Source organism: Vibrio paracholerae, from assembly GCF_037672085.1.
Classification (GTDB): Bacteria; Pseudomonadota; Gammaproteobacteria; order Enterobacterales; family Vibrionaceae; genus Vibrio; species Vibrio cholerae.
Window position 1 is genome coordinate 1,643,560 of record NZ_JBBHLM010000002.1, and the last position, 22,577, is coordinate 1,666,136.

A 22,577-nucleotide genomic window follows, 5' to 3' on the forward strand; every position below is an offset into this window, starting at 1 on the left:
TAGCCCTCCTATAGGTTTGGAAACTCTACGACACGGGCAAGGTCGCATTGCCCTGTCACTCTGTTTTTTACTAATTTGAGAGTAAATTCTATGAAATTCGAAGCAGTATTACGTACTGATCTAGGTAAAGGTGCGAGCCGCCGCCTACGTAACACTGGTTACTTCCCAGCGATCGTTTACGGTGGTGAAGCAGCTCCAGTTTCTATCTCACTGAACCACGATGACGTGATGAACCAAATGGACAAGCCTGAGTTTTACGAAGCTATCGTTCTGGTTATCGACGGCAAAGAAGTGAAAGTGAAGCCTCAAGACGTTCAACGCCACGCGTACAAGCCAAAAGTTGAGCACATGGACTTCATCCGTATCTAATTCCCTACCAAGGAATTACTCGGATTAAATCCAGCCTTTTGCATAAATAAGATCATCGGCATTACCAACCGAGAAATCTAAAAATTCGAAACCCCGATAGCTACCAACTGTCGGGGTTTCACCGTTTTAGAGCCAATCAATCTAATTTACAATTCACACTTCGCTTAACTCAGGATTGACGCTGGGTAGGCTCTCAAAGCCGGGCTTTGCAAAATAATAGCCTTGCATTAACTCAATGCCTGCCGCTTTTAACCAAGCAAACTCAGCATGACTCTCCACACCTTCAGCCAGCGGTTGAATATTTAAATCACTAAACAGCTTTAAACAGTTTTTCATGATCGACTGACGAACCTGATCGGCATGGATATTTCTTATCAACCCCATATCCACTTTTACAATATTGGTTTGAAAATCAGCCAATAAATTTAACCCTGAATAGCCAGATCCAAAATCATCAATTGCTGTTTGAAAACCCAAAGATTTGTAGTATTCGACAATCCTTTTTATATGATTAACATCTTCTACCCGCTCAGCCTCGGTAAATTCGAACATAATATTTTCGATCGGAAACTGGTAACGTTTCGCGGCCTCTAACGTAGTACGAATACAACGCTCTGGCACATAAATAGCGTTGGGGAGAAAGTTTATACTTAATTTACTGGTCAGCCCTAACTTAGCGGCAAGAGCAATCGCTTTAACTCTACACATTTGATCAAATAAATAACGATTATCTTCATTAACTCTTGAAATAACCGAATAAGCCGATTCGTTATTTAAGCCTCTCACTAAAGCTTCATAGCCAAATATTTCTTGCGTTCTGCAATTTACTATAGGTTGAAATGCCATAGTAAAATCAAAATCGAGCGAATTTTCATTCACACCACATGAACAAGTTTTGGGATCTGACGCCACAGGAATAATATGCATTTGACTATGCCTTAATTATAGATTCATTAAAGACTAGTTATATTCGACACATAAAGCAAAGATTCTATTCAATATTACTTCATCAAAAGGGTCACTCAAAGCTCTCCTCAGCAAAACGAGCCGCTCGCGCCTGCATCAAGCTGCAATGTGTGGCTGCCATGAGTTCCGCTAAGGTTATGGACGGATTTTGCTGAACTAAACGCTGCAGCTGGACTTCGATGGATTCAATCTTGTCGCTCGGCAGCCTTAAACCGGCTTCCACACGTCGAATCAGATATTCAGCAACTTGATATTCGGTCTGCTTGATTTGGAAAACAAAATTCTGCATCGAGGCAGCTTCACCTAATAACTGCCAATTTCGCGAGCGACGAATACGCTTTAACTCGCAATCAAAAGTCTGTGCCTGCAGTTTCAATCGCTTAACGGTATCGCTACCTATACGATGAATCAAAGAAGGCAAAGTAATGGCTATCGCTTGATCGGTTGTTGGCATCTCTCCACTCCAGTTATTAAGGTTCTCTCAAATACGTTCTGGATAGTGATGATAATTAACATCAATATACCAAGAGCATTCAATGGGCATTTTATAACAGTGGGTTAATTTTCAGTGTCTGATATTGTCAGTAGACCGTCATCCTTGTGAATATCATCCGTAAAAATCATGATCTACGTATCATAACGTTATGAAATTCAATCAAATTATCCAGTTTGGACCATACTCAAATCAGTATAATTTCATTAACTTTTTACTTTTTGTCGGGGGATGGATAATGGTATCCAATCAACATAACAATGCTCATCGCACAATAATAGCGGGCACTACAAACTCACTGCATAGCGTTGGCCTACGCTTGAAACTGATCGTGGTGCTAATCGTGGTTTCCATTCTTTTCTTGGGTTTCAAAGGCTTGACAGGCATGCAAAGTGCTTCATATTCGATTGAATCGCTTTATACAAAGGGAATGCAACATACGATTCGTGCTGGACGCATATTGGATGAATTAGGCAGCGCGCGCAGCCAACTGCTATTAGCTTTCCAACATGACCCATCCTCCAAATACGCGCTGATGCATGATCATCCGATCACAATGCACGTCGAAGGTATCCAAACATCGCTGACCAATTTGCACCGTATTGTGGATAACGAAATATTAGCTACCGTATTGGATGCTCAAGAAAAAGCCGTGATCCAAACCTTGAAAGAAAAACTGGATCAAGTCACTCGTCAAGGATTTGAACCCGCTCTCCAACAGCTCAAGGCTGAAAAATACGATGCGGCTAACTTAATTCTGCTCCAAGTCATTAACCCTCTTTATAACGAGATAAAAAAAGCGGCGGAAGCCTTTCTCGACATTCAAACCCAAGAAGGAAAAAATAACTTTTCTGCCTCTCAACACGAGATTAACCAATTTATCTGGATAGTCAGCTTACTGGGTGCTTTTGCCTTGATAGTGACTACCAGCTTAGCACTACTGATTGCTAAGCGAGTCAATAATGCCGTGCATCACTTAGCAAGTTCTGCCACCCATATTGCCGCTGGCGATCTCACTCAACGCATCCCCATCACTGGGAACGATGAATTTTCGGATATTGCTAAATACGTCAACCGAATTGTAACGAGCTTTCAAGAAGTCATTAGCAGTAATCGCCACTCAGTCTCTGCTTTAGCGACGGCTGCCGAGGAAAACGCGGCCGTTGCGATGCAAACGAAGCAAAATATCGTCGAACAGCAGTCGCAAACACAGCAAATTGCTGCCGCAATCCATCAGTTCACCGCCACCGTACACGAAGTCGCGCAAAGTGCAGGCCTTGCTGCAGAAGCCTCTGAAGAAGCAGAACAAGCCGCGATGCAGGGACGCAAGGTCGTTGAGGAAAATATTGCGATGATTGAAGGGCTATCCAACGATTTACAAAAGATGCTTGCCGCCATGCAGTTGCTTGCCAAAGATTCAGAAGACATTGGCAGTGTTGTGGATGTGATTCAGAGTATTTCAGAGCAAACCAATTTATTGGCGCTGAATGCTGCGATCGAAGCCGCTCGCGCGGGTGAACAAGGACGCGGATTTGCAGTCGTCGCCGATGAGGTCAGAACCTTAGCAAGCCGCACCCAAGAATCGACTAAACAGATCCTACAGACAGTGCAGCGCTTACAGCAGAGCAGTCGAGATTCGGCGAATTTAATTGAACAAGGGGTTTCTGGAGCATCAAAAGCCGTTGAAAAAGCACGTTTGGCAGGGACGGCGCTGTCTCAAATTACGGCTAACGTCGATCGTATCTCGACCATGAACACGCAAATTGCGACGGCGTCAGAGGAGCAAAGTGCGGTGACTGAGGAGATCAATAAAAACATCATCACCATCAGCGAAATCTCCAACCAAACCGCGTTGGGAGCACAACAAAGCTCTGAAGCAACCTTGGAGTTGGCAAGACTCGCCGAGAGCATGCAACAGGAAGTCGCGCGTTACAATGCCTGACATATCCCAAAACGACTTGGAGTGGCAGCGAAACGAAAAACGAGTCTATCCTCATCAACATCTCAAACGATGTGATTAGGGTGAGCGAACGTGCGAACACTGCTGCTTCAAGTGGGGAGAAATGCCTTAAATAGGTTTACGTGATGCTAATTGCTTGAAACAGAAGATAATTCGACGTTTAACCAAACTTTGACAACTCTAAAAATCATTCACCCGAGCACAGTAGCACTTTATGCTGCGATCTCACCCTTATGTTGCAGAATTTGATCTTGAGCCACAAAGATAAATCTGCTGAATAGTTTCTCTCTGTGTAACGTGCAAAGCGTGGTAGCTTGAGCCCAATAGAGCTATGGCTCTATTCACTACAACAAGAAAAAGGGTTCACCTATGCATAAACCACTCTCCATAGCAGTGCTTCTGACTGTTGCACTGGTTGGCTGCCAATCAGAAGAAACACAAAGCAACACCGGACTAACAGCGCAAGCGAAGGCGGATGCCGTCGTTGCACAAAAGCGTCAATTGGCGGAATCCTTCAGCCAAAACTATGCCGCTTACTCGCACACACTCAAAACACAAATCAGTGCAGATAACTTGAGCATTTCAGTCTCTGAACTGGTGGAATCCGCGCCAAATACTGAGATGAGCCAACAGTTACGCTCTGCAGATAAGAATGTGCGCACCTTAAAAGGTATTGACCAGTTTACAGAGCAACTTCTGCAACTGCGTTTGGCCGATGCTTCGATGCTCAAAGAGTGGCAAGAAGGACAAAGTCCGCTGTTTGCTTTTGAGCCGAGCGGTAACGATGATAGCTGGCAATACATTGAAGCTTATGATGTGTATGGCCAAATCCACCAACTCGATGTCTACCAATTACCAGATGTTCCCGTTTTTGTGGTTGATAACGATAGCGCCGTCGAACTCAAAGCGGGTCTGCAAGCCATGCGTGCGGAAATGCAGCGCTTAGGGCAAAGTCCACAATTGTCTACGCAAGAGAGTAGCTCAATTGAAGCATCGACACGTTCTTTGAGTCGCTCTGCATCCGCCGATACAGCGCCCATTTCCACCACTGTTTTAAAGAAAATTCGTCTGCAAGATGACAAAGAACCTTGGATTTCAGGCCGTGCCGAAATTTATGCGCTAGTCACTGGAGTTGATCCAAGCCGCGATAAACCAACCATTGATCTGATTGATATGCCTTATCTGGATTACGATAAACAAGATTATTTCCCGAATCAGGTGGTCATTCACTGGGCTCGCTATCGCTGGGGTGCTGCAGATATGATTCTTATGGAACAAGATGATGGAACAGATTACAAAGAACTCGCAAAGCGCATTATTAAAGTCGCAGAAGAGGCACTCAAATTGATTCCAGATCCTGAAGCACAAGGTTATGCCATCATTACGCAGCTTACAGGGAAAATTATTGATGCCATTCCAAATCGTTTATTCGTAAATGATGATGATTTTGTTGATGTATTTTATACCCTAATGCAAGACACTTCTTATATCGATCATCCGGGAGCCAACGGCAATGCAACGGCGACGTTTGAGCCTTTGACGATTTATCCGACGAAATAAGAACCGTAATTTCATTAATGATCGATTGCAAAGCCTCACAGCTTAAGCGTGAGGCTTTATTTATTATTTATTTCAGTTCATCTTTTTGCTCTTTATAAGGTGGTTTTGCGCTAATCGATTGCTCTTTAGCAACAGCCTCCTCATCAATCGCCAATTCTTCGTAAGCGTTCCCTGGAATAGTCGAAGGAATCGCAACTGCATGAATCGCCATATCCCAGCCAATGACAGTTTCGTCTTCCCCTCCCGCACTTTCTGGACCAGTAAATGCTTCATTTCGTAATGGCAAAGAATGACCAATCACTTGCGTTATATGCTCCTCAGCATTTTCCAAAGGTGTATTCGTTCGATAAAAACGTTCTAATGAAGCACGAGGGATATACACTCTTAGCATTACCCCACGAGTCTCACGCTCAGCACGGGTCGGAAGTCCATACTCCCCTGTCCCTTCTTTGATCCGAGCATAACCATGGGCAACTTCAGCGTGAGTTGCAACATATAACCCGCCCCACTTTTCCTCGTTTTCAGTGTTGTTGCCTCTCGGAACAGGGGCAATTCTATTCACTATGGTTTGCGCAGCGACATGATTCGTACCATGGTAACCCACGAACACATAACCCTCTCTAGTCAGAGCTTGATGTGTTGTTTCGAGTTCCTGATAAGTCCAATTTGTGACTCCTTGAGGGGTGATTACCGCACGGTTTTCAGGCAAATATGAACGGCCAGAACGAGACTCAATGTTAATATTGGCTTGATCGTTGTTTGAAGCCACACAAGACTTATCAGCATCAGGGCAAAATAAAGAGAGGATATCGGCAGCTTGTGCACCCGCACTGGTTTGCTCAGGAGTTAATCCGGGATGGTGAGTGACATAATCGTTATAGATCTGTCGAGCAACGGTTAAAACCTGTGTAACCATGCCGGGGTTATCTTCATTGATTCTTCTGAGATCACTTAACCTCTCAGCCACCTCTGGTGCTTGTTCGTCAAGATTCAGAGTAAATACGCTATCTAGATGAGAGAATAAAATTCTCGTCGCGACAAATAAACTCACAATATTCTGCGCTTGATAGGCACATGATAAATCATCCGGTAAATCTCTAGGCTTCCGACTGCGCGCCAAGGTTTCTAATGGCACACCACAGACTCGATGAGCTGCAAGTGCCTCCATCGCATTCTTCTTGGAGAAATGGATGCGCTGTTCAACGGTTTTTTGTTCTATCCCTTGCTTAACCGTAATCGCCTTCGGAGTTCCTGCAACAGTTTTATAGGCTCCACCATGCCAATCGTCACCATAAGTACAAAGCTCAGGATCTTCATAGAAACATAAAACCACTTTTGGTAATGTCGTGAGCCAGTTTGCCCAACGCTTATGACGCGAACCATTTTTATGCGCCGCTTTGTAACTGACACTTGGCCAAGAAATGGCAATACTTTGTTCTGGTCGCGTTACCGCAAAAGAGACATTACCTTGATTTTCCCACTGTTCTAACGTTTGGTTATCGAGATCAATACTATATAGTTTAGGCACCTCGATGATATTTCTTTGCTGATCGAGCTCATCAACGGAAATTTTAATGCTTGCAGGAGAATCTTCACCAATAGGCACTAACCAATTAATCGCAAATTCACCCTCTTTTCGGTTATAAGAGTACGTTTTTGTACCATTTTCTGTCGTAATATCTAAATTAATGACACCAAAAGGCGCATCTTGATTAACATAATGTCTAGTCGCTCTTACTGTGGCAAATTCACCAATAGTAATAATGGACTCTCCTTTGTCCTCATCCTTAATATCATTCTGCTCATCATTAATCGTCATCGAGTAATACAGAACACCTTCATCTAAAACAACATCACTAGGGATAGACAATTTTGATTGAATCGGCTTACCCGGTTCCGGGGTCAACGAACATGGCGAACGGCATTCATCAAATATCTTTAACTCATCTTCGACTGCTAATGTGGGATGAGCCATACTGGATATCACCGTAGCCCCTGCTATTAATAACATCTTCTTCATTACTTTCTCCAAATAAAATGTCAAGTACAGAATGTACTCGCAATTAGGATTAAGTTAATGAAATTAAAATCGCCAATAAAATTAACAAAAACCAGAAGCATCATCACACAAAATAAGTATTTATATTTTTTAATTTCAACCTTAAAAAATATAAATAATCAACTTACTTAAAGTTAAGTATTTATATTTGTAAGGCTTGTTTAAAAATTAAATTCACAGCCTATGAGCTATACCAAAACTACTTGAAGTTGCAGGTAGGCGGCAAGAGAGTGAATCCCCATGAGCATAGATAAACTATGTGATTGGGGTGAGCGAACGTAGCCAACACCGCTGCAGCTTCAAGTAGGAAGGGTAATATAACCAAACGGCTTGACGCTACCACATCAAGTATTGATCTTTTTAGCCAAAGCGCTGACCTTTAAAAGTGCAGCCCCATTTGCGCTAGCTGCACTCTTGCTTGGTGCGCATCAACAAATTGAATGGCATGAAATCCTTGTTGGCGCGCCCCCTCGACATTGGCTGGCATATCATCCATAAAGACACTTTCTTGCGGGAGAATGCGCTGGGAGTCTGCCAGATGCTGGTAAATCGCCGGATCAGGTTTAAGCAAACCACACTCACTCGACACTACTGCGCCAGTAAATTTGGGCCAAAAGTCATATTGTTTTTTTAAGTAAGCGACAATCTCATTCACATTGTCGGTCAACGCGTAGAGGCGATAACCTGCTTTGAGGAGATCATCCATTAATTGCAAGGTACCGGGCAGCAAAACTTGGGTATTTTTAATATGGAAAAAGAGTTGTTCTAGAGTGTCAGAGGAAAGGCCTAATTGCTGATGGAGTGCGCGTTTCACTTCCGCTTCAGTGTATTTTCCTTTATTCAAATCGCGCCAAAACTCACTTTTAAATACAGCCGTTGCCATGAAGGCACTCTCTTCTCCCTCACCAAACGTCAGTTGGGCAATGTCTTGCGGTGCCCATTTTACAATCACATTACCAACATCAAATACCACATTACGGATTGCCATCACCCTCTCCTATTCATTCAGTGAGGGAAAGAGTTTAGCGAACTTAGCTGTACATTATTGGCTATGTGCTCACAAAGTCACCCTACGCAGGTAGTAAAGAAGCAGCACTTGCGTATCAGCTTGGGGGAAGCGTCAGGAGCAATAGTGCAAGTGCTGCGGGTTTTATCTCGTTATGGGGTTGATGATTTGGGCTGTTCTGGCTCAGGGGGCGTTTGAGTAAAGAGCAACTCAAATAACGCAACCAACGCCATTCGCTCAATCACACTATGAGTTTGCTGCAGCCGTTGTTGATAGTAGGCGGCCATCGTCTGTTCGTTAACGGGTGATATGAACATACTCTGCACTCCTTGTTGTGTTGATGCTTTTATTGTCATCCTGATTAAGGAAACAAAAAAGTGAGCGATTTAAATCACTTTGCTCCGCATTACACCGTTTTACGCAGAAAATTGGGGATTTCGCACCGAGATGCCGAGAAATGAGGAACAAACAACCCGTAGGTTTTCACCATTAACTCCACCTTTTTTCACTACAATAGCCGCAGATGAGCTAAGCGTTGAGGTAACCATGTCTGATCTCAATTTATTGCGCTATTACGCTAGGCTGACTCCCTTGGGTGTGGGTCACGATATTAAAACCACTTTGCCTGAACTGGCGGAGCGACTGTTTACGAGTCCTCGTCACGCAAGAAATTTGCTGGTGCGTTTGAATCAATTGGGTTGGTTAACTTGGACACCGAAGGCAGGACGACATCACCGCTCTTCATTATTACTGCACAGAGAACTTGAGCCACTCAAGGAGCAACTGGCGGCCAAACGAGTACAGATCGGTAAATACGAACGAGCATTAGCGATTTTAGATAACGATGAGGTCGCTTTTGCCAAACTGTTAAAGAAAACGTCTGGTGCTACGGTACAAGAAGGACGGCTGCATATTCAGCTCACTTATAAGCGTCCATTTGAACCGCTGCTGCCCCATCTTCCTCAGCGAAGTAGCGAGCGTTTTTTGATCCGTCAGATCTACAGTTGTTTGGTCAGCTCTGATGCTAATGGCCATGTACACCCCGAACTGGCGCATCATTGGCATTATGATCCGCACACTTGGCAATGGACATTTTATCTGCGACCCGAATTAACCTTTCATAATGGTGCGCCGCTGGATGCCAATACCATTGTCAGTCTGTTTGCTAAACTCTCTAGCCTAGAAACACACCGTGCAGAGCTGGCACATATTAGCGATATTAAAGCACCAACCCCTTTTCAAGTGGTCTTCAACTTAGAGCGCCCAGATCCGGGGTTTGCAGGGATGATTTCTGGCGTGAAATACGCCATTCAACCGGTCAGTCAATTGAATTACAGCCAATTTCATGAAGGACAAATTGTTCCTGTGATCGGTTGTGGCCCTTTTGAAGTTCAGGAACACACCCGCAATAAACTCAAGCTCAAAGCATTCAGTCAATTCTACGGCTGTCGAGCCTTGACCGATCGTGTGACCATTTGGCAAGTCGATGAGGAGCGTTTAAGTCGCCCACTCATTGAAACTAATCAGCCGGAAGCCAATACGACCAGCCATCATCAAGTCTCATTATCAGACTCGCCTCATTTAACCTCTGCCGCCCAACAGCAAAGCCGCGTCGAAGATGGGTGTTTAATGGTGCTGTTTAACCAGAGAGCCAAGCAACCGTTGGATCAAGCTCAAGCACACCGACTCAGCGAGCTACTCAATCCAAACACGATTGAGCAAGATATTCGCTGTCACGGAGTGATGTTTGGCGTCGAACCCGCGCACAACTTGCTGCCAAGCTGGCGCGCTGTGTTGAAATCTCCAGCTCCGAAAGTTGCGCTTCCCACGCAGTTGACCTTGGCCTTGTACAACTACACCGCATTACAGACTTGTGCCCAAGCGATTGCCAGATTGCTTGCAGCTCAAGGCATTACATTAAGCATTCACACTTACACTTATCGGGAATTGAATCAACGTGCGCTCAAGGGCGAGCTGGATGAAACCTTGGTACTGACCAACATTAATTTGGATGACAACCGCCACGCTTCCGCTTTTGCTATGTTATTCAGCAACCCGATTCTGCATGCGTGCGCCAGCCAAGATGAGGTGATATGGCTGATGCAGCAATTAAATGCCGTACGTGAGCAAGTGCAATTACCTCAATATCTCGAGCAACTGGAGCCGATTGCTTCACTTCTGGTCAGTGAATCTTGGCTAGCGCCTCTTTTCCACCATAGACAAACCTTGCGTTTCCATGGTGTATTACATGATGTTGCGCTCACCAACTGGGGTTGGCCGGATATTCGCAATGTGTGGTCGGCGGACTAGCTCTCCCAACGATTTGCCAAAAACGACAAAGCCAACCTATCACGGTTGGCTTTGAGTAAACGAAATTGGCTATCGATAGATCAGACGCTTTGACGGCGACGTAACCAGCCACAACCAAAGAGGAAAGCTAAAACTGCTCCACCTAGGCTACCGCCGCCACTATCACCGACACGAATATCAAGCGGTGGAGGTAGATCAAATAATTTTGGATCGTAGCTTATTTGGCTCAATATTGCTCGACTCTGGTCATCAGTACTACTGCGATGTCTTCTGTATATAAATCGAACCTTGTTACTCGTACCATACATATCAAGCGTCGCTAGACTTTCCGTGTTGTTATAGTATTTACCCTTAAATTTATCATTCACGTAGACAACTAGCTGATCGAGAACTTCACTTGACGACAGTTTATAGTGGAATTTGAGTCTACCTTTAGGTAAGTTTTCCAACAAAATTACAGATTCTTCTCCAGCTGATAAAGACGATGTCTGCAGACCATTACCGACAACAGTCCAAGGATGATCATTCACATGAGTATTGTGGACAGGTAAATGCGCTAAAAAACTTACTGTTTCTGAAGGCGCTGCATCCAAAGCATCAAAATATAGGTAAGCTTGAATATCGCCAGATTTATAACTATTTGAAGATATATATAATTTTACCAAGCCTTGTTTATGTTGAGTGATATCATAGCTAAACTCAACGTCACAACTCATTCCTGAAGCTAGCACTCCTGTACAGCTATTATTCACAATCGCAGCGTCCGCACCGGAAATGCCAATAACAGTGGTACGACCCAAGTTGATGTCAGAAGTGCCGTTATTCGTAAAAGTTAATTTATGAGTGTACGAACCTAGTCTTACTACTCCTAAGTCTCGTTTTTGGCGATAAGATAGACCTAGTTGCTGATCATCTAACCAATCATTAAAAACGCTGAGGTTAGTATAAACACCAGGACTATTGGCTCTACCACAGCCGTCCCCCCAGCTAACAACGCCCATCTGCTTTCGACCCTTGTTGGAATCAAAAAAGATAGGGCCACCGCTGTCACCTGAACAAGAGTCTTTGCCAAACGAACCCGCACAAAACGCGTTATTGGTTAGTTTAGAGTAATCATCTTTAGCATCCTGATCACTTCCTTTTGTTTTACATTCTGGGAGTGGAACAAAGGGTACCTGTACTTGGTGTAATATGGTTGCAGGATCGGATTTCTCACCATCGACTTCTTTACGATTACCAAAACCGATCACCGTCATTGGCGAATCTTTTGTCAACTCATTGAAATCCGATGAATCTGAAATTTGCACAGATCTTCGAGGTAAGGGATCCCGTTCTAATTCAAGAACAGCAATATCATTGCCCATTGAAGCATCGATATAGCTATTATGCACATAAATTTGTCTGACATGAATTCTCTCTGCAGTATTAACATCATTCATGTCAAAAGCACCGAGCAGTACATCCCCCTTAGCAGGATCTTCTTTATCCACACAGTGCGCAGCAGTCAAAACATAACGACCACCAAGATAACTACCACCACAAAAAACGTAGCTACTATTTCGAGCGGTTAGCGCAACCATATAAGGCCATTCGCCTGCAGTCGCTTGTTCTCCACCAATAATGCGGCTAGAGACTCCGGATTCCGTTCCAGAAGCACTGAACTGAAAAGATGTAAAAAGAAGTGTTCCAACCACTCCTGATAAAAATGTTTTGTTCATAGATACCTCTGATAACTCCCACTCAGACTATTGATGGGAACGGTACCATATCATGGGAAAATAAAATGTAAAGCAATGTGAATAGAACATTTCTATCTATTGCAGAGTATGAACGGATTTCACACTAAACATCCTCGAATTATTAGTGATTTATCACTAAACCATTCAACATAAAAATGTATAAAAAGTGACCTCCATTCATTGAATTAGAATAAAAAACCAACTTATTGAATAAGCCTCATGATTCATACGCATCATGTTTTATTGAAACCCAAAAAGACCTTATAACCCACAGCCCAAATATATTCATCATAAATAGGTTTTGCAGTGTCTTTTCAACAACGTATCCAACATCACCCCATTGCTTTGGCGTGCGTCATCGCTGGTCTTTCTTACTCCTCCTATTCACAAGCAGCTTGTGAGATACAAGATTTACAGCCCGCGCGCGATCTTCCTGCGCAAATTGCCGCGGCTACACAAGCTTGTTACAACTCATGGTTTTACGCACCAGCGGCAACCTTGGATAACCTCTATAGCGAAGCTTCTCTAGCGCATTTACAAACTGTGCTCGATGCAGAAATTGCTCGCTATACTGGTGAAGCGCAGCAAGCTCGTCGATTGGAAAACTATGGTGAGTTCATTCGCGCAGCGTATTACGTGCGTTATAACGCTGGGCGTGAACCTTATTCTCAAGCACTCAGTCAACGCTTTGCTCAATCGACCAACCGCTTTTTACGTCATCCGCATGCTTTTGACCAAGGCCGTGAACAGGTGGGCGCAATGAAGAGCCTAAGTTTAATGGTGGATAACGTTAAGCAGTTACCGCTCACTATGGATGCGATGATCTTAGCTCTGCACCGCTTCAATCGAGAAACGGCGCAAGATACACAATGGGTCGATGGTTTAAATAACTTATTCCGTGCGATGTCTGGCCATGTGGGTAACTCGGAGTTTTACCGCTACTTAGCCGCCAACACTCAACATATTGATACCTTGTATCGATTCGCTCTGGACAATGAGTGGGCATTAGAAACCGACGCTGAGTTTTTGGTTTACAACGCTCTGCGTGAAACTGGCCGCTTATTGATTAGCCCAGATGCCATCACCAAGCAAAAGGCTCGTCATGTGATGCGACAAGTGATTGCTCGCTATCCTTTAGGGAGTAAACACGAAAAATTGTGGATAGCTGCCGTTGAGATGTTGCACTATTACGCACCTGAGGTGCTGCAACAGCTCGGTATCGATCTTGATGCAGCGAAGCGCGATTTAGCCGCGCGCATTTTGCCAAACCGCTTTGAATGCCAAGGCCCTGCCATTATTCGCTCGCAAGATCTTTCCGATTCACAAGCGGCGCAAGCCTGTGACGTATTGGATAAAAAAGAGCAAGATTTTCACCAAGTGGCAAATACGGGATTGGCACCTGTCGCCGATGATTACAACACTCGCGTTGAGGTGGTGGTGTTTGCCAATAACAGCAGCTATGTCAATTACTCCTCGTTTTTATTTGGCAATACCACTGACAATGGCGGGCAGTATTTAGAAGGCAACCCTGCGGATCAAAACAATCAAGCCCGTTTTGTCGCCTATCGTTATGCCAATGATGCGGATTTGTCGATCCTCAATTTAGAGCATGAGTACACTCATTATCTGGACGCGCGCTTCAACCAGTATGGTTCGTTCAGTGATAACTTAGCCCATGGTCATATTGTGTGGTGGTTAGAAGGTTTCGCGGAATATATGCATTATAAGCAGGGCTACCAAGCGGCGGTTAAGCTGATTTCTCAAGGTAAATTGAGCCTTTCTGATGTGTTTGCCACCACCTACTCGAATGATACGAACCGCATTTATCGCTGGGGCTACTTAGCGGTACGCTTTATGTTGGAAAAGCATCCACAAGACGTGGAAAGCTTGCTGGCACTCTCTCGTACTGGGCAGTTTGATCAGTGGGCACAGAGTGTCAAATTGCTAGGTGAACGCTATAACACCGAGTTTTCGGCATGGCTGGATACATTGCAACGCGATAATCCAGATAATCCAGATAATCCAGATAATCCAGATAATCCAGAACAGCCTAACCCAGAACCCAATGCGGTCACTCAGTTAGCGGCCAATTCGTCCTTAACACTGACAGGAAAGGCGTACAGCGAGCATCTGTTCTATGTGGATGTGCCAGAGTACAGCCGAGAGTTCCACGTTCAGATCTCCGGGGAGGGAGATGCCGATCTGTACATGAGCTACCAGCAGGTTGCCCATTACTATGATTATCAGGTAACGGAATTTACCTATGGCAGTAACGAGCAAATTACCTTCAAACCTGAGCAGAATGGTTACATCAAACCCGGACGCTACTATTTAAGTGTGACAGGACGTGCGGATTACTCAGCCGTCATCCTCAACACACACCTAGTCACCGAACAGCCTAATGAGCAACCGACTATCAAAGATGATCTTGCTCCTGTGGTTTTAGAAGCGGGCAGCAGTCAAAGCCTTACCGTGCATCGACAACGTTATGTCGCCATCTACGTGCCAAAAGGCGTCAGTGAAGTGCAAGTATGGCTCACCGCTTCAGAACAAAACCGAGGCAATGTCGACCTGTTTGCAGCAAAAGCGTATTGGCCAACTCGAGAGCAGTTTGAGCACGCCTCAACTTGTGCGGGCAGTCATGAATATATGCGTATTCCTGTGACACAAGAAGGCTATGTGCACTTTTCGTTAAACGCACAACAGCTCGGCGACACGGTCGAAATGGTGGCCTATTTCGACTGATGATGCGGCGTAACCGCCCTCTATAGAGGGCGGTTAGATTTCTTCTGACAACGCATTTTCCTCATAATAGTGGGCACGAAACATAAGCGCTTTTTTATAAAGATCTTCATACTTCGAGCTAGTCAACTCCTCATCATTCATCAACTGCAAAATGGTGTGATTACACTTTTTAAGTAGCAAATCCGCTTCCGCTTCACTCAATATTCTTGGCCAATAACGAGACAAAATTGTCACGACTTTCATGCATACCGTTCGAAGTGTCGGACATCTTTCCAATATTTCGATGTAGATTTCTAATAGAGAATCGATCGTCAATTTTTTATTGCATAAAGCATGATATCGCTCTTCTAACCATTGCAACTTATCTTCATTAGCTTGCTTCAGTGCTTTGCCTAACACAATCTTACTTTCTAACAATATCCCACTTTCCTGATTCAATAGGGCTTCATTACACCAACTGATGCATTTCGCAAATTCAGAATCAAACCCCATCACATTCAATAACCACGTAAAATGGTAGCGGTCTTCAAACAGCTCGAACGGTTTTGAACGGTATATTTTATTTAATATTTCGACTGATACTGCAAACTCATCATCCTCCATCGCGAAATGGGCAGCGACAAGCTCAAGTTGAGGCAATATTTCTTCATGCTGACCTTTATCATAGAGCTCTTTCAGGATGGTTTTTGCTTCTTGTAACCATTTTTCCCTCGATGTCGATTCAGCATATCGAGCGGCATACAGCAAAGTACGAATAAAATTGAGGTGCATTTGCTGGTTGTTGCGGTGTGTTTCTTTATTGATTTCAGAATATAAGCGATAACGCTCTAAAGCCGAAACTGTATCACCTACTGATAAGCATAAATTAGCCAATACCCATTCCCTATCTATATGCCCGGGTACAATTTGGTTGGCAATCTGTAAATGGTGAATAGCTTCAGGAACCGAGTTATTACTCAGACTAATACTGGCGGCTTCGACCCGAGCACGAACGTGGTTAGGCGCATTAACCAAGAGATCTTGTATTACTTGCGTGGCTTCGACTTGACGTCCGGTTTGCTTGAGGGCATTCGCAAGACCAATTTTTGCCCAGTCAAAGTCTTTATGCTCTAACGTTTCGAGGTAGACTTCGCGCGCGTGATCGAAACGGCGCAACTGAGTTAAAAATTCCCCACGAAATTTTTGGATCACGAAATAGTAATCGCTGTAAAAAGGCTCCAGTTCATCACACAATCTCACTCCCAATTCGGCATCGCCATCAAGCTCCGCTTGATAAAGAGCTTTGAGCGCATGTTTGCGTGAAATAGCGTTGGTTAATCGCTCCTGCAAGGTCATGATATTGAAGGGTTTGAGGATATACTCATCCGGCTTCAACTCTAAAATCGAGTGCACAACGTATGACGAATTCTCACCTGTCACTAGAATAAATACCGACTCATTTTTTAAGAGATTATAATGTTTGAGTTCTTCAAATATCTGCTTACCATTTAATCCCTTACCGAAATTATAGTCACAAATATAAATATCAAATTTTTGCCGACTAGCAATAAAAAGCGCCGCTCTAGGGTTTTTCGCGCTTAATATATTCGCGTCACGAAAACCAAGTCTAAGCAACATGGTTCGTAAACTCGTGACAACTATCTGAGCATCGTCAATCAGTAAAACACTGAGTTCAGAAAAAGAAGGGCTTGTTATATTCATTACTTATAGATGTCCTAGCTCAAATCTAAAAACCTGACTAATTCTATTGCTGATTTAATATCTAGCTTATTTAATACGCGAGCCTTATAGGTACTCACGGTTTTCTGATTAATGTCTAACTGTAGGGCGATTTCCTTATTTGTCAGCCCTTCCACTAACATTTTCGCAACTGTCAACTCTCGCTCAGAAAGCTGAGTAAGCTCTTTTTGTTGCGCTTGTGGGCGCACAGTGTTCTGCTGCGCTTGCTGTAAGATTCGAGCACTGGTTTCCATCAAAGTATTTGCTTTGACGACGATGGCTTTGGAATCATCCTGTTGAATTTCAGCGGTTAATCCATCATGCAGCACCAAGATCGCCCCTCGATAGTAAGGCTCAAGCAACTCGTGAAATGCCGCAGGACTGATTGTCGATAAAAACCGACTTTCGACGACCAGCAGGTTGATCGGTAAATCGCGCAGTTTGTGCAGCGTCTGCTCAATATCTTGTGCAACAAATACCTTGCTGACGTTCTCTTCTTTATTGAGCACTTTTTGTAATGCCGTGGTGCTGAGCATATGGTTATCCACCAGCAAGATTTGCCAGCCATCATCCATGCTTTGACAACCTAAACACTGACGACGATTTTTAGTGTAAAGCTCACTCAACTGAGCAATCGGCATGGGCTTAGCGGCGTAGTAACCTTGGCAAGTATCTACCCCAAGTTGACGTAAGTATTGCCATGTCTCTTCGTTCTCTACCCCTTCGACGACGCAGTGCAACCCCAAAGATTGAGCCAGCAACAAACACATATTGGTCAATTGTTGGTGTTTGTAGTTGCTTGCCAAATCATGCACAAAGCTGCGATCAATCTTGAGTTCCGTAAAAGGCAGTTGAGCCAGTTGACCTAATGACGCGTAGCCCGTACCAAAATCATCAATCGATAGCCCAACGCCATACATTCGCAGGCGAGCAAGGTTGGCCAATGAGGTCGGGGTTCCGTTGTACACCTCATGTTCTGTCATCTCTAGAGTCAGTTTGCTTGCGGGAAAGCCATACCGCTCACAGATGGCGAGAATGGGATCACAGATCGAGTGTTGCAAGTTGCGCTGGCTGATGTTGACGGAAAGCTGCAAGTCAGCACCAATACTGGCCAGCGCAGAGACCGACTTTTCTAATACAGTAAGGAAGAGTTTCTCATGCAAGCCACACTGCTCAATTAAAGGCAGAAACACTGCTGGGCTTAACATGCCATGAGTTGGGTGCTCGTAACGTACTAGCGCTTCAACGCCGACCATCGCCCCACTGCGAAAATCAAACTGTGGTTGATAGTAATTAAAAATATGGTCGTGCAGAAAAGCTTGTTCAATCTCGTCACAGGTTAGCGTGATTGCAGGTTTGTGACTGGTTTCGGGCTCCGTTTGCTTTTGAAACCCCTCGACAACACGCTGTAAATCCTCCACTTCGTAGGGCTTAGGTAGGCGATCAACATAAGCAAATCCAGCCAAACTACACATGTTGTGGGTTAACTCAAGAATCGTATCTTCCACCGCGCTGAGTATCACCACACCTAGCTTAGATGCCTGTAAACTCAGTTGTGATAACAAACTGATCCCATCCATCTGCGGCATTCGAATATCGCAAAACATCAAATCGATAGCTACTTTGTTACACAGTTCTAAGGCAGCAAATCCGTTTTCAGCCAAGATGACGTCATCCAATCCAAGCTGTCTTAGCTTGAGCTTCAGGCTCGTCGCCTGAATTCGATCATCTTCTACAATCATTATTTTCATAACGTTATTCGCTCTGATGCTTATTAAGCCACTGTTGTGCCTGCTCGACCACTTCATGCATGGCATTGATCAGTTGCTGCTTGTCGGCCACAAGTTGATGTGGATCGTTTTGTTTCTCAACGGTTTTGGCCAAATCGGCTAACCGCTGTAGTTGAAGGGAGCCGGCTGCCCCTTTGATTCTATGCGCCAGTGCTTTGACATCACAGTCTGGCTGATTGAGTAAAGCGATATCTTGAGCAAGTGACTCAGCCACCACTAATGCCATCTCTTCGCGCTCCTCTTCTTGGTAAGCGTCAAGCCAAGATTGTTCGGGCAGTGCGACCCATTGCGTTGTGAGATAACGACTGAGTACTTTGCGCAAATTGGCTAAGGTATAAGGTTTGTAAATCACCTTATCCATACCCGCTTGCAGAGCTTGTTCCGCTGCTAGGCGCGAATCTTCTGCAGTACAACCCACAACTGCGCCTTTAAATAGGGATATCTCTTGCTTCACTTTTCGCGTTAAAGCAAACCCATCAAGATGTGGCATATGGCAGTCAGTAATCAGCAAATCATACTGCTCAGGATGTTGCGAGAGCTTTTCGAAAGCTTGCAATCCATCACTCACCAAGGTTGCACTCAAACCAAGCTCACTAAGCTGTTTTTTGATCAATAAACGGTTAATCGCATCATCATCGGCCACTAATACGTGTCCTTGTAGCAAACGAGAATGGGCAGGCTCAGCTTGAGCCAGAGCCATATTGGAGACCTCTCTGAGCCTATTGAGCAGCAAATCTGGGTAAATATTGTGGCCACTCTGCTCGACCCACTCTTCATTCTCTTCCACTCGCATTCCCAGCGCTTTTGCCCACAGCATATAAGGGGAGCGATAAGACATAGCAACGACTTGCCCACGAAACTCATCACAAGTTTGCGTCACAAGAGGCAAGTTCACTTTAATTTGCGTCCCTTGCTCAAACTCGCTCTTCACCTCAATCTTGCCATTCATCAGTTCAATCAGGTTGGCGACAATCGACATACCTAAGCCTGTTCCACCAAAGCGACGAGTGATTGTGCTGTCAGCTTGCACAAAAGGAACAAACAGCGAATCGATTTGCGTTTGAGTCATACCGCAGCCGGTATCATCGACCACGATAGTTAACATCTCAGGGGCAACGTCGATTTTAAAAACCACTCGTCCTTGGTCAGTAAATTTGATCGCATTAGAAAGAAGATTGGTCACGATCTGGTTAAAACGCAAGGCATCGAAGTTCGCAAGCAGTAACGAATTCGGCGACCAAATCAGATCAAACTCAATCTCTTTGAGCTTGGCACTGGCTTCAAATCCACGCAATAACGGCCCTAGTTCATCGGCTAAATTGTACAGCCCAATATCCAGCTGTAACTGCTGCGCCTCTATCTTTGAGAAATCCAAAATATCGTTAACGTGTAATTTCAAACGCTCTGCCGAGCTTATCGCATTGGTCAATAGCAGTTGGCTTTCGCTGCTTTTTAAACGTGAAGCCAAAATCTTAAACGTGAAGCCAAAATCTCCATCAGTCCAAGCATCGCCGCAATCGGTGTACGTAACTCATGACTGACGACTGCCAAGAAATGATTGCGCGCTTCTACCGCCTGTAACGCTTGCTCATTGGATTGACGCAAGGCCTGCTCAGTTTCTTTTAATTCCGTAATATCATTGAACAGCGTTAAATAGTACTTACGTTGATTAATCGGGTGAGAAATGGCACGGCGTGTCACATGGAAATAGTGTTCGTCGATAGAGCAATTAGATTTTGGAGCTTGAATAATGATCGAGAATTCCGCTTCATGTTGGTCGGAAAGCGTAAGAAATGAACACTCAGGCTGCGATTGAACACACCCTTTTTCACAGCAGGTGTGATAAATTTTTCGATAAGCCGCATTGCTTAAAACAACCTCACCTTTTTCATCCGAAATAAATATCATGCTCGGAATGGCGTCCAGTAATTCCGTCAACCAACGTAGCTGCTCAGTAGATAACTTGGCAACTTGTTCGGAGCTGCGTAATTTACCGCGTAAACGGCTGAGTGATAAAGTGAGGATAAGCCCGATACTTAATAAACAACATAATACGATCAAGGCATATATCAGGACTTTCTGTTTGTCATAACCAAAATAGACCGTGACTCGGTCATAAGCGCCTTTGATTTCATCAATCTCTTGTTGACTGAAGGTGGCTAACACCTTTTTCAGCATGTTTTGTAAACCTCGGGCATCTTTGCGTACAAGCATCGTCATATCGGCTCGAAGATCTTGCCCCTCAGTCAATGGGGAGAGTTTGAAAGCGTCTTGACGGCCATCCAACAACATCTGATTAATCAGCACCTTATTGAGAAGCCCATGCGTAATATCCCCCTTCTCTAACGCTTGCTCAAGGTCATACATGCTGCGGTATACTTTCACATCAGATAAATTCTTTTGTGCCGCAATATAAGCGTTAAACTTGCCTGTGCGATCAAGAATGCCAGTAATTTGGGTGGTATAAGGCTGCGTTGTTTCTATATAACCAAATTGGATATCTGTGTATCTGCCTGTATGAATGAAATATCGGTCATCGACATAAGTCATATTAAAGCTAGGGATAAGATCCACTTTGCCATGACGCAGCATATCTTCTACATCTCGGCCGTAGGCAGGAACAAACTCGAATTTAAGAATACTCTTAGTACTGATTCTCTCTAATAAATCATGTACATAACCTTTGTATTTTTTCTCTTTTTCATCCCAATATGACATCGGAAATAAATCTTCTTGAATTGTATAGCGAACGACTGGATTAACATTTTCATTTCGTAATATATTTAAATTGGCTTGATCATTTAGAAAATAAACATCTGCCGAATTTAATTTATTCTCAGTCAATCCCTGCTTATCAGCGTCAATGACTTTATTGATTGCTGACAATAACAGAGGCTCATTGTTATTGATCAATATACGGTTTGTTTGTACACCCAAATCTGGATCAAAAATCACTTTACCCAATGCTAAACGTTTTTGGCTTAAGTAGTGATTTAAGGAAACATAATTTGTCACCGTCGCATCCGCAATACCTTGGCGAATCATTTCCACAGAGCTGCTGTAGTTACGAGCCATAATAATATTGGGATAACCACGATCTTTGAGAATTTCACAATAAGATGTGCCTTGAATACAGACCCATTTCAAGCTAGCAAAGGGTTTTTCTTCCATGGCTTTATCGCGTAACCAAATAACGCGTACATTCTCATATAAAGGCTTAGAAAATAGGAACTTTCCTTCACGCGCAAGGGTTTGTCCAAACCCTATCGCCATATCCGCTTTACCCGTGCTGACGGCATTAAGTAAGGCTTCAATGGTATCAAAGCCTTTGTACTCAATGTTGATCCCGAGCTCTTTGGCTATCCCTGAGGCAAAATCATGTTCAATACCTATCGGCTCCTGACCTGTCCCACCCCAGTAAGGCATCCAGATTTCTTTTAATACTGCAATGGTGACTGTAGATTTTTGCTCTACATACGCTTGCTCATTCGGATCCAAATAATCTGCAGCACGCACAAATAATGCAAAAACACTTAACAGTAATGTAAAGAAATATCGTTTCAATCGTCACAGACCCATGGCAGAGATCACACTTATGGATAAATAATAATGTACTAAAGCTAAGATAAGCAATGTTATTAATAGTTTTAACGTAAACAAACCGTAATATTTCATTCTCATCATGCTCCTGAAGGAAATTTCCTACAAGTGAAATTGGGTGGTGTGAATATGATTCTTCTCAGTACCAACCAACATCATGCAAATGTATAATCCTGACCAAAACTTTACGTAACTATTACATTTTTCACCACATTTCGGCTTGCACTGGCAAATCTATCGCACCTATAATCCCCGCCGCTC

Annotated in this window: 13 protein-coding genes and 1 pseudogene; 5 read left to right on the forward strand and 9 right to left on the reverse strand. The window is 44.0% G+C overall.

The window, feature by feature from the left end:
* The first annotated feature begins 90 nt into the window (after nt 1–90).
* Complete coding sequence (rplY, locus tag R4537_RS12650; protein ID WP_000667183.1) at nt 91–369, forward strand: 50S ribosomal protein L25; 279 nt, start codon at nt 91–93, stop codon at nt 367–369.
* 153 nt (nt 370–522) lie between these two features.
* On the opposite strand, the gene R4537_RS12655 is transcribed toward rplY, so the two are convergent.
* Both R4537_RS12655 and R4537_RS12660 read right to left on the reverse strand, forming a co-directional pair.
* Nucleotides 523–1,296, reverse strand: coding sequence for an EAL domain-containing protein (locus R4537_RS12655; protein ID WP_071178363.1), 774 nt, complete (start codon nt 1,294–1,296; stop codon nt 523–525).
* 91 nt (nt 1,297–1,387) lie between these two features.
* A complete protein-coding gene (locus R4537_RS12660) occupies nt 1,388–1,789 on the reverse strand; it encodes a ribosome recycling factor family protein (protein ID WP_001143312.1) in 402 nt (133 codons plus the stop codon).
* A gap of 274 nt (nt 1,790–2,063) precedes the next feature.
* Between R4537_RS12660 and R4537_RS12665 the strand changes: the two genes are divergently transcribed.
* Nucleotides 2,064–3,770: a methyl-accepting chemotaxis protein gene (locus tag R4537_RS12665; RefSeq protein ID WP_071178579.1), complete on the forward strand. Its 1,707-nt coding sequence runs from the start codon at nt 2,064–2,066 to the stop codon at nt 3,768–3,770.
* Between the two features lie 387 nt (nt 3,771–4,157).
* Nucleotides 4,158–5,348: a DUF3103 domain-containing protein gene (locus R4537_RS12670; RefSeq protein WP_071178364.1), complete on the forward strand. Its 1,191-nt coding sequence runs from the start codon at nt 4,158–4,160 to the stop codon at nt 5,346–5,348.
* A 67-nt stretch (nt 5,349–5,415) separates the two neighbouring features.
* Here R4537_RS12670 and chxA read toward each other — a convergent pair whose 3' ends face one another.
* From chxA to R4537_RS12685, 3 genes are all read right to left on the reverse strand, one after another.
* Complete coding sequence (gene chxA, locus R4537_RS12675) at nt 5,416–7,323, reverse strand: cholix toxin ChxA (protein ID WP_071178365.1); 1,908 nt, start codon at nt 7,321–7,323, stop codon at nt 5,416–5,418.
* Between the two features lie 463 nt (nt 7,324–7,786).
* Nucleotides 7,787–8,395, reverse strand: coding sequence for an HAD family hydrolase (locus tag R4537_RS12680; RefSeq protein WP_001007813.1), 609 nt, complete (start codon nt 8,393–8,395; stop codon nt 7,787–7,789).
* A gap of 170 nt (nt 8,396–8,565) precedes the next feature.
* Nucleotides 8,566–8,730 (reverse strand): hypothetical protein, encoded by a 165-nt coding sequence (locus tag R4537_RS12685; protein WP_000470863.1) that lies wholly within the window; start codon nt 8,728–8,730, stop codon nt 8,566–8,568.
* A 229-nt stretch (nt 8,731–8,959) separates the two neighbouring features.
* Here R4537_RS12685 and R4537_RS12690 point away from each other — a divergent pair, with 229 nt between their 5' ends.
* Nucleotides 8,960–10,723: an SgrR family transcriptional regulator gene (locus R4537_RS12690; protein ID WP_071178366.1), complete on the forward strand. Its 1,764-nt coding sequence runs from the start codon at nt 8,960–8,962 to the stop codon at nt 10,721–10,723.
* Nucleotides 10,724–10,803: 80 nt separating this feature from the next.
* Here the strand turns inward: R4537_RS12690 and R4537_RS12695 are convergent, their stop codons facing one another.
* The gene (locus R4537_RS12695; RefSeq protein WP_071178367.1) at nt 10,804–12,441 is read right to left on the reverse strand and encodes a S1 family peptidase; all 1,638 of its coding nucleotides are present in this window, start codon (nt 12,439–12,441) and stop codon (nt 10,804–10,806) included.
* Between the two features lie 327 nt (nt 12,442–12,768).
* Here R4537_RS12695 and R4537_RS12700 point away from each other — a divergent pair, with 327 nt between their 5' ends.
* The gene (locus tag R4537_RS12700) at nt 12,769–15,207 is read left to right on the forward strand and encodes a M9 family metallopeptidase (protein ID WP_071178368.1); all 2,439 of its coding nucleotides are present in this window, start codon (nt 12,769–12,771) and stop codon (nt 15,205–15,207) included.
* 33 nt (nt 15,208–15,240) lie between these two features.
* Here the strand turns inward: R4537_RS12700 and R4537_RS12705 are convergent, their stop codons facing one another.
* The 3 genes and pseudogenes from R4537_RS12705 to R4537_RS12715 form a co-directional block, all read right to left on the reverse strand.
* Nucleotides 15,241–16,908, reverse strand: coding sequence for a response regulator (locus R4537_RS12705; RefSeq protein ID WP_042988432.1), 1,668 nt, complete (start codon nt 16,906–16,908; stop codon nt 15,241–15,243).
* A 14-nt stretch (nt 16,909–16,922) separates the two neighbouring features.
* Nucleotides 16,923–18,677, reverse strand: a complete 1,755-nt coding sequence (gene vieA, locus R4537_RS12710) for a two-component system response regulator VieA (RefSeq protein ID WP_080483317.1) — start codon at nt 18,675–18,677, stop codon at nt 16,923–16,925.
* A gap of 4 nt (nt 18,678–18,681) precedes the next feature.
* A pseudogene (locus tag R4537_RS12715) lies at nt 18,682–22,142 on the reverse strand (ATP-binding protein).
* Nucleotides 22,143–22,577: the final 435 nt, after the last annotated feature.

Bases quoted from the DNA above. Each gene is read 5' to 3' on its own strand.
- rplY (WP_000667183.1), top strand. From the start codon at position 91: ATGAAATTCGAAGCAGTATTACGTACTGATCTAGGTAAAGGTGCGAGC.
- R4537_RS12655 (WP_071178363.1), bottom strand. From the start codon at position 1,296: ATGCATATTATTCCTGTGGCGTCAGATCCCAAAACTTGTTCATGTGGT.
- R4537_RS12660 (WP_001143312.1), bottom strand. From the start codon at position 1,789: ATGCCAACAACCGATCAAGCGATAGCCATTACTTTGCCTTCTTTGATT.
- R4537_RS12670 (WP_071178364.1), top strand. From the start codon at position 4,158: ATGCATAAACCACTCTCCATAGCAGTGCTTCTGACTGTTGCACTGGTT.
- chxA (WP_071178365.1), bottom strand. From the start codon at position 7,323: ATGGCTCATCCCACATTAGCAGTCGAAGATGAGTTAAAGATATTTGAT.
- R4537_RS12680 (WP_001007813.1), bottom strand. From the start codon at position 8,395: ATGGCAATCCGTAATGTGGTATTTGATGTTGGTAATGTGATTGTAAAA.
- R4537_RS12685 (WP_000470863.1), bottom strand. From the start codon at position 8,730: ATGTTCATATCACCCGTTAACGAACAGACGATGGCCGCCTACTATCAA.
- R4537_RS12690 (WP_071178366.1), top strand. From the start codon at position 8,960: ATGTCTGATCTCAATTTATTGCGCTATTACGCTAGGCTGACTCCCTTG.
- R4537_RS12695 (WP_071178367.1), bottom strand. From the start codon at position 12,441: ATGAACAAAACATTTTTATCAGGAGTGGTTGGAACACTTCTTTTTACA.
- R4537_RS12705 (WP_042988432.1), bottom strand. From the start codon at position 16,908: ATGAATATAACAAGCCCTTCTTTTTCTGAACTCAGTGTTTTACTGATT.
- vieA (WP_080483317.1), bottom strand. From the start codon at position 18,677: ATGAAAATAATGATTGTAGAAGATGATCGAATTCAGGCGACGAGCCTG.